This is a genomic window from Nitrosomonas sp., from assembly GCF_040240425.1.
Taxonomy (GTDB): domain Bacteria; phylum Pseudomonadota; class Gammaproteobacteria; order Burkholderiales; family Nitrosomonadaceae; genus Nitrosomonas.
In genome coordinates this window covers 54,235-66,767 of record NZ_QPHG01000020.1, presented here as the reverse complement: position 1 = coordinate 66,767, position 12,533 = coordinate 54,235, and the positions used below count along the sequence as shown (strand labels likewise).

15 protein-coding genes and 1 pseudogene are annotated in these 12,533 nt (G+C 43.8%); 9 read left to right on the top strand and 7 right to left on the bottom strand.

The genetic code is table 11. From position 1 onward, the window contains the following. Positions 1-334: 334 nt before the first annotated feature. From DU481_RS09480 to DU481_RS09445, 8 genes and pseudogenes are all read left to right on the top strand, one after another. A pseudogene (locus DU481_RS09480) lies at positions 335-1,041 on the top strand (LysR substrate-binding domain-containing protein); the annotation flags it as partial. 361 nt (positions 1,042-1,402) lie between these two features. Next, a complete protein-coding gene (locus tag DU481_RS09475) occupies positions 1,403-3,388 on the top strand; it encodes a S8 family peptidase (protein WP_350134023.1) in 1,986 nt (661 codons plus the stop codon). A gap of 118 nt (positions 3,389-3,506) precedes the next feature. Continuing rightward, positions 3,507-4,175 (top strand): hypothetical protein, encoded by a 669-nt coding sequence (locus DU481_RS09470; protein ID WP_295628306.1) that lies wholly within the window; start codon positions 3,507-3,509, stop codon positions 4,173-4,175. A 274-nt stretch (positions 4,176-4,449) separates the two neighbouring features. After that, a complete protein-coding gene (locus DU481_RS09465) occupies positions 4,450-4,836 on the top strand; it encodes a type IV secretory system conjugative DNA transfer family protein (protein WP_502889938.1) in 387 nt (128 codons plus the stop codon). After that, a complete protein-coding gene (locus DU481_RS09460) occupies positions 4,833-5,183 on the top strand; it encodes a S26 family signal peptidase (protein ID WP_350134021.1) in 351 nt (116 codons plus the stop codon). Before DU481_RS09465 ends, DU481_RS09460 begins: the two co-directional genes overlap by 4 nt. Then, on the top strand, positions 5,164-5,376 hold the full coding sequence (locus DU481_RS09455; protein WP_350134019.1) for a S24/S26 family peptidase: 213 nt from the start codon (positions 5,164-5,166) through the stop codon (positions 5,374-5,376). The genes DU481_RS09460 and DU481_RS09455 overlap by 20 nt, the downstream gene beginning before the upstream one ends. A gap of 724 nt (positions 5,377-6,100) precedes the next feature. Beyond that, positions 6,101-6,580 carry a S8 family serine peptidase gene (locus tag DU481_RS09450; RefSeq protein WP_350134017.1) on the top strand — a complete coding sequence of 160 codons (480 nt, stop codon included), beginning with the start codon at positions 6,101-6,103 and terminating at the stop codon, positions 6,578-6,580. Positions 6,581-6,893: 313 nt separating this feature from the next. Further along, positions 6,894-7,526, top strand: a complete 633-nt coding sequence (locus DU481_RS09445) for a hypothetical protein (RefSeq protein ID WP_295628256.1) — start codon at positions 6,894-6,896, stop codon at positions 7,524-7,526. A gap of 44 nt (positions 7,527-7,570) precedes the next feature. Here the strand turns inward: DU481_RS09445 and DU481_RS15585 are convergent, their stop codons facing one another. The 6 genes from DU481_RS15585 to DU481_RS09415 all read right to left on the bottom strand — a co-directional run bounded on the left by DU481_RS15585 (position 7,571) and on the right by DU481_RS09415 (position 10,176). After that, positions 7,571-7,780 carry a hypothetical protein gene (locus tag DU481_RS15585; RefSeq protein ID WP_295628253.1) on the bottom strand — a complete coding sequence of 70 codons (210 nt, stop codon included), beginning with the start codon at positions 7,778-7,780 and terminating at the stop codon, positions 7,571-7,573. Between the two features lie 102 nt (positions 7,781-7,882). Next, a complete protein-coding gene (locus DU481_RS09435) occupies positions 7,883-8,167 on the bottom strand; it encodes a helix-turn-helix domain-containing protein (RefSeq protein ID WP_107790313.1) in 285 nt (94 codons plus the stop codon). Next, positions 8,164-8,490, bottom strand: coding sequence for a type II toxin-antitoxin system RelE/ParE family toxin (locus tag DU481_RS09430; RefSeq protein WP_295628248.1), 327 nt, complete (start codon positions 8,488-8,490; stop codon positions 8,164-8,166). The genes DU481_RS09435 and DU481_RS09430 overlap by 4 nt, the downstream gene beginning before the upstream one ends. A 103-nt stretch (positions 8,491-8,593) precedes the next feature. Further along, on the bottom strand, positions 8,594-9,544 hold the full coding sequence (locus DU481_RS09425) for a tyrosine-type recombinase/integrase (RefSeq protein ID WP_295628244.1): 951 nt from the start codon (positions 9,542-9,544) through the stop codon (positions 8,594-8,596). Between the two features lies 1 nt (position 9,545). Further along, entirely contained in the window at positions 9,546-9,893 is a 348-nt protein-coding gene (locus DU481_RS09420; RefSeq protein ID WP_350134012.1) for a type II toxin-antitoxin system RelE/ParE family toxin, read from the bottom strand. Continuing rightward, positions 9,880-10,176: a type II toxin-antitoxin system ParD family antitoxin gene (locus DU481_RS09415; RefSeq protein WP_295624726.1), complete on the bottom strand. Its 297-nt coding sequence runs from the start codon at positions 10,174-10,176 to the stop codon at positions 9,880-9,882. The genes DU481_RS09420 and DU481_RS09415 overlap by 14 nt, the downstream gene beginning before the upstream one ends. 153 nt (positions 10,177-10,329) lie before the next feature. Here DU481_RS09415 and DU481_RS09410 point away from each other — a divergent pair, with 153 nt between their 5' ends. Then, positions 10,330-11,295 (top strand): tyrosine-type recombinase/integrase, encoded by a 966-nt coding sequence (locus DU481_RS09410; protein ID WP_107790318.1) that lies wholly within the window; start codon positions 10,330-10,332, stop codon positions 11,293-11,295. 264 nt (positions 11,296-11,559) lie between these two features. Here the strand turns inward: DU481_RS09410 and DU481_RS09405 are convergent, their stop codons facing one another. Next, the gene (locus tag DU481_RS09405; protein WP_107790319.1) at positions 11,560-12,450 is read right to left on the bottom strand and encodes an IS1595 family transposase; all 891 of its coding nucleotides are present in this window, start codon (positions 12,448-12,450) and stop codon (positions 11,560-11,562) included. Positions 12,451-12,533 lie beyond the last annotated feature (83 nt).

Here is a 12,533-nt window from a genome sequence, read left to right as displayed (position 1 = left end):
AGAAAGCCACAATCACTAAAATTCTTGACCATCTTGGTTTGCCTGCCCGGGCGCCGCCTAGAGCACCTGCACAAATCTTTGATCCTTTCGAGCCAACCTGATCCCGTGCTCGCTCCTTTCAATCCTCTTCATCACTGGGCTGACCTTTACCCCTGGGCGTCTTTCGCCTGAAGCGCCAAAACGCGGCAAAATCTTTGACTTTTTGTGACAACTGAATCGGAATACAGTCATTTTTCAATCGATTATCACCGTGTTTGACAATTGAGCCAGCTTTCAGTACATTCAAAACTTATGGAAAACTTATGGAAAAGGTGGTTTATTTTTCCTATACCCAAGAAAAATTGCGGAGGAATTTACGAATGAAGTCGGCGGCACACTGACTATCGCCACAACACACACGCAAGCGCGCTATGCGCTACCCCCTACCCCCTACCCCCTGTGATCAAGCGCTTTACCGAACGTTACCAAAGAGTCAAATTAATTCTGCGGCAAGGCAGTCCGATGCAAATTTCTGCTTTAGTGACTTCGGGAGAAGCGGATATTGCGATTGCCACCGAAGCCTTTGAGCAATTTCCAGAACTCATATTGCTGCCGTGTTATCAATGGAATCGATGTGTCGTTGTGCCGTCCAAGCACCCGCTTCTAAAGTTAAAAGAACTCACATTGGAAGCGATTAATCAATATCCTATCATTACTTATGATTTTGCTTTTACCGGTCGCTCAAAAATCAACCAGGCATTTGCTAGCCGGGGACTGGAACCCAATGTGATACTGACGGCCATTGACTCGGATGTGATCAAAACTTATGTAGAATTGGGGCTAGGTGTTGGTATACTGGCAAACATGGCGTTTGATCCCAAACGAGACAAAAATCTCAGATCCATTGATGCTAGCCATCTGTTTGAACCCAGCACGACACGCATCGGCATAAGCCGTAACAGTTATATACGTGGTTATGTCTTCGATTTTATCGAAATGTTTGCGCCGCACCTTGATCACGCCAGTATTCAAACCAAACTGGAAGGCAACGTAGAAGGATGATTTAAAGAATGAACGCAATAATATCTATAAGTACTTCGTGCCAAAGTAGCACTCACAGATTCTAATAAACATGCTATAAGAACCTCCTAAGGCACAAACGTCTCCCTCCAATTGCTTTAGGAAAATCTTAAGTGATCTGCATTCCTTAAATCTAATTTTCACGGAGTATGCAAATGAATAATCAAGCATCAAGCATCAAGCATCAAGCATCAAGCATCAAATAATATTAAATCTTTTCTCAGTATTTTTTCTATCCGCAGTATCAATTTCTCTGTCATTAGCAGCACAGTATGATGCCAGCGATTACGAGAACCTTCTTAATGAAGCCAATTCGAAAGGCTTTGCTCGAGTATTAATTACCTTGGACGACACGGTAACAATCGAAGATATGGTAAGCAAGGGGGCTTCATTAAGTGCCGTAATGAAAAACAAGGCCCAAAACGTTCTTACCGAACTAGATCAACATGCACTGAAATCGGGCTACTGGAACAACGGAATCGGCCAAATGGGTGCCTACGTGAACGAAATCGGTCTTCGCGTCCTGGCTGGCAGTAATAATGCAATCTCATTTACCCGTGATGTGACCACGCAATATCGTATTAAAGCGGTTGACGATGACGGTAGCCTTGAAGCAATTGAAACCGCGATCCAGAACAATGGCAGCGCAAATGTTGATATATTTCTGAATACAGACGCCGTTGATTATGAATTAGACAGTCTTGGCAATACCTTATTCAAACCATCGCCAGCGATGTCAGAACAAGCACAGAATATACTGACCAATATAAACAATGAGCATTTCGCAAAAGGGATCAACATCACGGAAATAGGCGAGGGTCGCCCAGTCATCCTGGCAAGTATTGACAGAAATGCATTTTATGCACTCATTGAAAGAGATGATATAAGAGCCATTCGTCCTGTCGGCTATACCGATCCCAGAAAAGCACAATGGCCGGAAGAAGTATTGGAAGCCGCCAAAGAGCATGGTGAAGCGGAAATTATGATGACATTACGCGGCGGTGATTTTTCTTCAGCAAAAACAGGTTACATGTCGTCGGCCGCAATCAAAGCCCAAGCCAATGCCAATCACCGCGCTTTTGATGACATTCTTACCAAAATTGGCGCATCAGCTCTTTCCACAGACACATCAACGAGTACGGAAATTGGTGTGTTGCACATAAAGCTTCCCTTTGATGCACTAGCAAAATTGTACGGCAATGCTGATGCGAGAATTCTGAGTGTCGAGCTGAACAAGCCTGTTGCCTGGACAACACTGACTAACAGCACCGTATTACTCAATATGGCGTCAGCCTGGAGCGCAGGGTTTCGGGCAGCCGGTCAAAATATTGTTATCTTAGATAGCGGTATCCGTAAAAATCATGCATTTCTAACACCAAGGGTTACTTTTGAAGCATGTTTTGGTACCAACGGAACCAACGGTGGGATTACTTATTCAACAATCTGTCCCAGCCCAAACGCTACTACTGGCGACAGTCCGCTGGGGCTCGTCAATTCGGGAGAACCTTTATCCTTTACCAATATGGCGGCTTGTAATGCGCTGGCGGGTGGCTGCTATCACGGCACCCATGTGGCCGGGATTGCTGCAGGCAGACAAAGTGCCAGCATCTCTCCTTCGAATCTACAGGGTATTGGACCAGACGCTTCTATAATATCAGCTCAGGTTTTTTCATATAAAACCACCTCTCCTCAATCAATGACAGCATTTGGTGCGGATATTTTTCAAGCCCTAGTCAGTGTGTTATCTGCTACGACGGCAAGCACAATTAACAATCCTTATACCGTTAACATGAGTATAGCTGGAGGGCTTGCATCAACAAATTGCAACACTTCCTCATTTAGTATTAATAGCACTGTATCTAGCCTAATTAGTAGAGGAGTTCCTGTTGTAGCAGCTACTGGAAATAACGGGATTTCCCCTGGCGTTGGAAGCAAAACGCAGATTACTTGGCCATCTTGCGTACCACAAGTTATCAAGGTAAGTTCAGTCAGAAATGATTCAACAGGAATAACTTTATCTAGTTTTGCAAATATTGCGAATCAGTCCAATTATACTGGACCAATTCTGCTGGCCCCAGGAGGTGGGGACGGTACAAATATCCGTTCTGCATTTCCTACTTCAACAACTGCTACTGGATTACTGTCAGGTACATCGCAAGCATCACCTCATGTAGCTGGTATATATGCTGCTGTCAAAGCGGCCAATCCACTTGGAGTTTCAGTAGCAGATGTCACGGCATGGATCGTTTCCACAGGAAGCATTCCAGTGACTATTAACTTACCTGCTCCTACTGGCAACCAAGTTTTCCGTCGCGTGAGAGTTCCTTAATCTCGACGAGTTTAATCCCCACCCCTCGTGTGTGATGAAAGCTGGTGATTTAAGAGTGTAACTAATACCCCGCTGCTTGCGGCAGGGTGCTTTATTTAACAAGTATGGAGGTATTCCCATGAAATTCTTTATTCAGAAATTCTTGCTTGCAAGTGCTTTATTACTAAGTGCGTTATCCTCACAAGCGGATATCGTTAAATTCTCTGCACCCGCAGAGTATTGCTTCCCACAAACATCGGTTAGAAGCGAGTTAGGAAAATTCGATAAAGTCATTCTCGATCATAATTTAATCGTAAATGAACAGGATCATTTTAAATCCGGAGACATTTTTGTCGGTTTCCGGCGTAAAAGCCAGCCTGATATTCTATGGCTAACTAACGGCACTTCATGGCTGAATGCTGCCGATAATAGTGATACCACACCCAAAGCCTACTCAATTATTTTACCAAATGGAGACGGCAAGCTCCAACCCATCATGCCTATTACTCTTTCCAACGAACCCATTGATGTCAGTGCATATGTTGGAGATGGCGAAGTATGGGTAGGTTACGGTCTAAGAGCAGGAGGGGAAACCTGGGAAAAATCATACGAAGAGATGATAAGTAATCGACGATTCAATAAAATATGGGAGATTACTGGGTCGACTCCAACTTCTGGATTACCAGGTGATTTACTCACAATTTGCTTAATGGCAACCGAGATGAAAACCACTATTAATACAATAGGCTTTGACTTACCAGGCGAAGTTGTTCTGGATATTGATGCTGTCGGAATTGCAACTAAATAGTAATTTTCATTACGCGCAAAATTATGGCCCAGTTAAATGAGTAAGAAGTATCCAGCGCATTTGGCTGGTTCAATAAATAGATCGCTCTGAAACAATACTAAGCTTTCTATTAGGAATAGCTGAGCAAGTTCATAATAGCCACTACATCAAAATAACCTGTGTAGTGGCTTTCCTCTCCTGAAGAATGCAAATTGCTTCTAATTGAAATTAAACGTAGTATAAGCATACGCCATCTATTTCTCATTAACTGCGAGTATCAGACGGTACGGCCACGATGAGGCCATCACGTCCTCAAAATGCTTTTCCACCCAATCGTATTGAGACAGCCGAGCATTTATCCAAGCTGACCGGACAAACCACGGTCATCAAGGAGCAGATTACGACCAGTGGTAGGCGGGTAGGGGTGATGCACGGCAACGTGACGCGAACCATGCAGGAAACACAGCGTCCTTTACTAACACCTGACGAGTGTTTACGCATGACTTCACCAGAAAAAGATGCTGAAGGCAAGATTACCAAGCCGGGTGACATGATCATTTATGTGGCGGGTTATCCTGCTATATATGGCAAGCAGCCTTTGTACTTTCAGGATTCTGTGTTTTCTGCGCGGGCTGCTGTTCCTGCACCGGCTTACAGCGACAAAATAATCCAATCATCATGAGAAAAACACGCAATATTCTGGCAGGCATTGTTTTGTCTGTCAGTGCCGGTACATTTCTGTTGAGTATTGTTTTTCGTGTCAGCGGTATTTATTACAATAATACGCCGAGTTTTCCGGTGGGGTTTTACAAGATTGTTGATGAACCAGTAGGGAAGGGCGCATACGTCTCTTTCTGCCCACCACAAGACGAGGTTTTTGATATGGCCGTGGCACGAAATTACATCAATACAGGCAACTGTCCGGGCGGTTATGGCATGTTGCTGAAACGTGTCTTTGCACAGGTAGGAGACACTGTTTCTATCGGTGGGGCAGGGATTAAGGTTAACGGTGAACTGTTGCGCAAATAGTGCGCAGATCAGCGCGGATATTGATGATCATGAAATGCCGCAATATCGTTTGAGAGAGAGGATGCTGGGTGATTCTGAATATCTGTTTATGTCCGATGTGAATCCGAATTCTTTTGATGCGCGGTATTTTGGGCTGATTGCGGGTTTGCAGATTCAACATGTGGTTGAGCCGTTTTTTACTTGGGGTAAGTGAGAGGTGTGGTTTGCCTAATTACATCATAGCTGTCATACGGTGCCAAATTTAACTGTAAGTATAGGTTCTTCTGCATAAACAGAGCGTCACCTACCTTTATATGATTCGTCTACTAAGTAGTTGGTTTACTTTTCTTCTTTAAAGAAATAAACTGATATGATGGTAGTAAGTGTTATCTTATCTTCCTCTTTCATCCTTATCACTAATGTAACGATAGTATTACTGATAGTATCAAACAATCCTTTCACATTTAAGGAATTAATTGTAATGAATATTTCTTGCAGACGTCTTATAAAATATATAGTACCAATCTTGTTTCTTTGTTTCATTAATTTCCAGGCGCAGGCGAATCGGGATCACGTAAATTATAAAATTGAACAAGCAATTAGTAATGGGGAAAAATTAGTAGAAGGTTCTTATATTGGCATTGTTAAATCTATATAGTTATTAACTTTCAACTAATTGAATGTAATATAAATAAAACCTGTTTTCTATACTTAATTAACAATACCCTTATATTATTGGTTTTAAAAAACCATCCGCTTTTCTTAATAATAAAGAAGACCCTTTAATTCAACCACCTGATGAGTCAAAAAGGGATAGTGGAACGGTTCCTTTTGGAGAACATAGTACTGGTCAGAATAAAGAAGAGTTAGTTAACAAATTAGGGCTTCGAGGAGAAATAGTATCTATATTTGACACTATTAACGCAATCCACGTATTAATGGATGAAACTGAAGCAGAAAGATGGAGAAAGGATGGACGTGTAGAATACGTTGAGCAAGATATGATCTTAACCAGTGGTACCACCCAGAGCAATCCAGGGTGGGGACTGGATAGGTTAGATGAGACATCAGTTACTCTTGATAATACGTATGTTTATACAAATACAGGAGCTGGTCGCGAAATCTATATTCTCGATTCTGGCTTGGATTTATCGAATCCAACAGTCGCCGCTCAATTTGGTGGACGGGCATCTGTACTTTGGGACGTGAATGGTGGAACTGGTGCAGATTGTAATGGTCATGGCACCCAAGTTAGTAGTGCTGCTGCTGGAAGCACCAAAGGCATTGCTAAAGGGGCTACGGTGATAATGGCCAAAATTACATCAGGTTGCACTGGAGGCTCATCTATATCTACTTCGGTTCTCGTACGGGGTCAAATATTTCTGCCTTTGCTCCAGGGGAATCTGTGGCACTATTGAATTTCAATGGAACATCCGTCACAAATAATGGAACATCATTCTCTGCACCTTATATTGCTGGTATTTTTGCAGTGGCGTGCCAAGCTGCGGGTACTTTATGTAATACTGCGACAAATGCAACAACGCTTTATGATGCACTCAGGAACACAGGTGTAATTGGCACTGTTACCAATACTAACGGCACTCCGTTAACCGGCGCAACGTCTCGATTTATAGTGCAGCAATGGTAAGCAACTGTTTACAAAATAAATATTCAAAAGTGGATAGGCGTTTAGGTTTCATAGCGTCCTGTCTGCTTTATAGGAGCTACTGTATGATTAAGGAAAGATATTTAGCTACAACATTGATTTTGTGCAGCTGTATTACTATGGCAATGGCCGATAATGTAATAGCGGAAAGCACAAGTTTTTCGAATAACAATGTACCTAGTTATGAAAACGGTGTTTTGACGATTCCCCGTGTCGACACGCCGGATCAGATTGGGAATTATCAGGATGCAACGCTTAAGTTTGATCCACAGTTAAACACCTGGATTCTACAACAAGTTAATCCAGCGAAATTCAATTCTTCCAACCCAAAAATTAAATCAGTCCACGTTTTCACCATAGATGATTCTTTTCCAACGCAAATCTTCTTACAAGTTGTGGGAGATTTCACATGCGGTGAGTTTGGACAAATTAATACGCGCAGGAAAGATAATCTGTTCGAGGTTCAAATATCTGTAATTCCGACACCGCCAGGACAGACATGTACTGCAAACATTACGGAATTTGTTAGAGTTATCCAGCTAGATGTATATCGTCTAGATGCTGGGGATTATCAATATAGTATCAATGGTGATAATTTAGGTACGTTCAGTCTAACTGAGGCTAATAAATTTGGTGAATGCGGTGGTACAAGAAATCCAGAGGAAATTTGTGAGATCGAAGTAGTAACAGCAAATTGATGACATCACTGTAGATATACGGTTTGTAAACACGCCACCGGCAGTTAGTCGGTGGTTTTTTCCTTCCACATGACTCCATCAAGATCGCTCTTCGCGGGTGAGTCCAATGATCTGGCGTCGCCTCCGGATTCCAGATCGAACGTCATTAGCTGACTTTCACCACGTGATTCAAATCGTTTTTGGCTGGGACGATGAGCATTTGCATCGATTCCACATTTATGGGTAAATTCCAACAAAGGTACGTAATGCGTCATTAGTCTTACAAAGTCTTGTCGTATATGGCAGTTTTCACAGCTATGAGGTAACTACCCGCAGTGCGCAACGCGACAAATTGTACTTTGGGTAAAAGAGCCCCATTAGGTGCCAGGTTGTTCAAAAGAGATCTTGAGGTGTGTGCCAGTGGCTTGTGCAATACGTTGTAGCGTTTTTATCGTTGTGTTGTCTGCTCCACTCTCAAGGCGTGCAACCAGTGATTGTTTAGCTTTCAACCGCTTAGCTAACTCAGATTGTGTCAATCCTGCCAGATTCCTGGCCTCAATAATTGCAGAAGCAATTTCAAATTCCTCAGTGATTGCCTCAAAATCAGCTTTGTAACTTGGATCATTAAGCCACTTCCTGTGGAGTTCATTTACTTTAGTCATTGCTCAATCTCCTTTGCTCTTTTTAGGGCTAGCTTGATTTCTCCGCGAGGCGTTTTTTGCGTTTTCTTTACAAAAACACGCACCACGACTACTCGCTCGGGCTTGACTGTTGCATACAGTGCACGAGAAATTCCATCTTTGCCTTTCATACGGATCTCCCATAAAACATCTTCAACATGTTTTATGTAAGGCTCGCGCACATTTTGTAAACCATGTATCTCAATCAGTTGACTGACCCAAACAAATCTCGCCCTCATATCAGAAGGCAAGGCTTCAAGCTCTTCATCAACGATTTGATCTAATGTTTCAACAGTCCATACCATGATTTAATATAACATATATGTTATAGACTGCAAAAGATTCTTTAATCGCGACTGACATATTGGTCAGTCGCGAGGATTCCTTCATCAATGGGTAATAGAGCAATCAATAAGCAACCTTAAACGTTGGACTATCCTCTGGCCGGGTTTTGCGATGATCATAAATTCTTGTGGTAGCAATATTGGCATGGCCCAACCATTCTTGCACTTTCGCAATATCTGCTTGATGATCGAGTGCATTGGTGGCTGCCGTTGCGCGTAACGAATGTGCGCCGATCTTGAACCCCAGTTTTTCAGAGTATCTCTGTACCAACTTATAAACACCGTCTGGCGTAATTGGTTTTTGTGATTCCTTATCTCGATTATTACTGGCTGAACGGAATAATGCCCCCGTATCTTCCAGGCCATGCCCAGCTGCATCGAGATAATCATGGATTAAGCTACTGGCGGCAGGATGCAATGGTAAATATCGTGTTTTGCCCCCTTTGCCGGATATTTTCATATGTGGCACACCACGCCGCTCCTGCTTAAAATCCTTGACTTTCAATCGGCACAATTCATCACGCCGCAGTGCGTGATAGAGTAGGGTGGCCAGTATCGCACGATCGCGCTTGCCCTTAAGTGAGCTACCATCCGGCGCATCGAGCAATTCACGTGCCTGATGATCGCCGATTGCCGGAGTTTTTCCTTCATAACTTTCTACCGCTGGTCGCTTTACACCCTTGACTGGATTATGCGTAACTGTATTTTTCTCACACAGGTACTCAAATAAAGAAGATATTGCCGCCAAACGGTGCCGAATGCTCATGCTACTTAATGTTCGACTCAACAAATCATCGCGCCAGGCAATAATATGAGCACGAGTTACAATTCTGAATTCTTCCGGATTCTGAATGCCCGTGAAATTCATAAAATCCTTTAAGGCATTTTCATAGGCACGCCGAGTCTCGACGTTACCTAAGTTGGCAAACCATTCAACTTCAGGTGGAACATCTGCAAGGCCCTGAAATTCTTTTGCAGTAAGTGCGCGATTGACTGTAGTAATAAGATCTGTCATGTTATTTGTCTAGCTCAGCATTTTTATACGGCGTTTCACTACCCATAATTGCTTCATAATCTCTACCACCATAAAAGATATTAAGAATGGTGACGCTTTGTTTATTCTCATTAACCTCAAAAGCTGCAATCGCGTTTTTATCAATGGCAACGATTCTGAGATTCTTGCGCAAATCATCGCGCTGTTGTCCAATCAAAGGTGTTGTTTTAAGGTCATGACACTTTTGGCGTAATTTCTCTATATATGCCCACGCGACTTCAGGAAGTCCGCTCTTTGCAGCTATATATTCATAAATATTAGTCAGGTCTTGTATCGCATCGGGTGTCAAGTACACTTCATAGCTTTTCATGGCCTGGTGCGTTTATCCGTTGTTGATGAAATTGCTCTAGCTTTTCAAACGCAGCATCCAGCAAAACAGGTTCACCACTGTGTGCGGATTGTTCCAGACGCGCTCGAATGGAAGCAATTCTCGCATGATGTTCTTCTTCCTGCCTTTGCCATAAACGCATCGCTTCACGAATAACCTCACTTGTGGAAGCGTAAGCGCCATCCTTCACTTTTTCTCTAATAATATTCAGCATATCCGGTGGAAGTGTAATGCTGATTTTTTCTGCTTTATCGGTGCGTTTCATTTTTTGTTTCCTATGTATGTTTCTAACACCTTTCAATGGTAGGATAATATCCTACTCAATGAAATTTAATAAAGCAAAATTATTTCAACCTTCCTTGATGTCATATCTACTTTACTATTGATAACATATTTTATCAATAGTAAGATACTTTCCATGAACCCAGATAATTTACCTGCCATCGAGCACTCCTCACATCGACTCTTAGACGTGGCCGATTTTTATCGGCTAGCAGAAGTTCCCCCCGAGATCGAGTGGTTTGCCAATCTAGAAAATTTTTGCACGCGGCGCGCTTATAAAAATGCGCTGCAGGATTTTATGCAATTTACCGGTATCTCTCACCCAGAAGAATTTCGGCAAATTACTCGCGCACATATCATTGCGTTCCGGGATGAGCTCAGAAATCGTGATTTGTCGGGTGCCACCATCCGTCATAGCCTGGCAGCCCTTTCCTCATTGTTTGAAAACTTGTGCGAACAGAATGCGGTCACACACAATCCGGTCAAGGGGGTGAAGCGCCCTAGCGTGGAAAGCTATGAGGGCAAATCTCCGGCACTGGGCGATCATCAGGCGCGCGCGCTACTCGATGCGCCTGATAGTGTCTCGCTTAAAGGAAAACGGGATCGCGCCATCTTCGCCATATTGCTTTACCATGCGCTGCGCCGCGATGAACTGTGCAAATTAAAGGTGAAGGACGTCAAACAGGAACGACGTGGGGTACTGCACATGAAAGTATCCGGCAAGGGTGGCAAGACCCGCTACTTACCAATCCATCCTCAGGTAGGCGGATGGTTGCATGATTATCTAGAGGCGGCAGGCCATAGAGAAGATGATAATGGCCCTTTATTTCGATCGCTGAGCAATAACCGACATAAGGGTGCACAGAAAGCCATTACCCCAGATGCCGTCTATAAGATCGTGCAGGCCTACTCGGAAAGACTGGGATTCAGGATCGGGGCACATTCGCTCCGTGCCACGGCTGCGACCAATGCGCTCGATCATCAGGCAGATATTGCCAAGGTGCAGGAGTGGTTAGGACACGCCAATATTGCTACTACTCGTATTTACGATCACCGCAAAACTAGGCCAGAGGATAGCCCGACGTTCAAGGTGAATTATTGAATGGCGGATTCGGAACTTATTGCTGGCTACGCGGCGATAATAAAAAAGGAATTTCTTTCATTCTGGGTTTCGATAAATCCCATTGACCAATCCTTACCATCAGATGCACTTCCAAAATACGAAACATATAGCCTTCTACGAATTGCTAAATGAAAGAACCGTGGAAAAATATCTTTTATAAAGTCAAATACGAATAAGCAGAACTCATAATTCCTTGGTCGTAGGTTCAAGCCCTACCATACTCACCAATAAAATAATATGCCTCTATACTATTTTCAGTTTGATCTGAGTGTGCGTCAGGCAAGCATTGAGAAGGCGTAGCGGTAACTCGGCCTCCCACATACGCCGGTTGAAACGGTAGCAGAACTCATTGAGATACTCTTGCAGATATTTGGACGATACACCGTGATAAGTGCCCAACAGAAATGCCTTGAGGTTGCCGATGGCAATATGCACCCAGGGCAGCCATTCGCCCGCCATATCAGGCGGCGACACCCGTGCGGCATGATGCTGGGTTTTGCCAATTTCCGCCAGGGAAGCCAGCGCATCGCTACGCACCAACTGACTGGGCGGGAGATGACATTGAACAAACTTTGCTACTGTTTCATGAGTAACAGCAGAGACCTGTTGCATGGCGATAAATCCGGCACACTTGCTTCGGTTCTCAATTGCCACCAGTATTGGGGTTTTACCTTCGGCACCACGACCTCGCTTTCCACTGCGGCGACCACCCACCAAGGCATCGTCAATCTCAATCAGATCGTGCAGCCGATAGATGCTATCCCTGTGTCCCATAGCAATGCGAATCTTGCGCAATATCCGGCAAGCCGTAACCCAGGAAACCTGGATTTGTTTAGAAAGACGTACGGCAGAAATGCCACCCTTGTCCGAGGCAGACAGGTAAATCGCCCAGAACCATTTAGTCAGCGACAGATTGGTGGAGTGAAACAGTGTTCCCGCCGTAAGCGAGGTTTGGTAATGACACTTGGAGCACTCGTAGGAGTGGCGTGTGCTGATGACATAACCATGATCATGCCCGCAGCGCGGGCAACGGAACCCTTCCGGCCAGCGTTGCTGCGTCAGCGCCTGCGCACAAGCTTCTTCCGTTCCATACCGTTTCTGCCAATCCAGCAAATTAGTTTCCAGTTCTCTCATGATTCAACTCCCTATATCGTTGATCTAAAAGCATTTGGCAGAAATTACTGAAAACAGTTCAGAGGCATATAAAATAAAGCATG

Excerpts from the sequence above, each read along its gene's own strand:
- DU481_RS09420 (WP_350134012.1), bottom strand. The coding sequence starts at position 9,893 with ATGAAAAGCTATGAAGTGTACTTGACACCCGATGCGATACAAGACCTG.
- DU481_RS09460 (WP_350134021.1), top strand. The coding sequence starts at position 4,833 with ATGAGAAAAACACGCAATATTCTGGCAGGCATTGTTTTGTCTGTCAGT.
- DU481_RS09425 (WP_295628244.1), bottom strand. The coding sequence starts at position 9,544 with ATGACAGATCTTATTACTACAGTCAATCGCGCACTTACTGCAAAAGAA.
- DU481_RS09465 (WP_502889938.1), top strand. The coding sequence starts at position 4,450 with ATGAGGCCATCACGTCCTCAAAATGCTTTTCCACCCAATCGTATTGAG.
- DU481_RS09450 (WP_350134017.1), top strand. The coding sequence starts at position 6,101 with ATGGATGAAACTGAAGCAGAAAGATGGAGAAAGGATGGACGTGTAGAA.
- DU481_RS09410 (WP_107790318.1), top strand. The coding sequence starts at position 10,330 with ATGAACCCAGATAATTTACCTGCCATCGAGCACTCCTCACATCGACTC.
- DU481_RS09445 (WP_295628256.1), top strand. The coding sequence starts at position 6,894 with ATGATTAAGGAAAGATATTTAGCTACAACATTGATTTTGTGCAGCTGT.
- DU481_RS09415 (WP_295624726.1), bottom strand. The coding sequence starts at position 10,176 with ATGAAACGCACCGATAAAGCAGAAAAAATCAGCATTACACTTCCACCG.
- DU481_RS09435 (WP_107790313.1), bottom strand. The coding sequence starts at position 8,167 with ATGACTAAAGTAAATGAACTCCACAGGAAGTGGCTTAATGATCCAAGT.
- DU481_RS09405 (WP_107790319.1), bottom strand. The coding sequence starts at position 12,450 with ATGAGAGAACTGGAAACTAATTTGCTGGATTGGCAGAAACGGTATGGA.
- DU481_RS15585 (WP_295628253.1), bottom strand. The coding sequence starts at position 7,780 with ATGACGCATTACGTACCTTTGTTGGAATTTACCCATAAATGTGGAATC.
- DU481_RS09430 (WP_295628248.1), bottom strand. The coding sequence starts at position 8,490 with ATGGTATGGACTGTTGAAACATTAGATCAAATCGTTGATGAAGAGCTT.
- DU481_RS09470 (WP_295628306.1), top strand. The coding sequence starts at position 3,507 with ATGAAATTCTTTATTCAGAAATTCTTGCTTGCAAGTGCTTTATTACTA.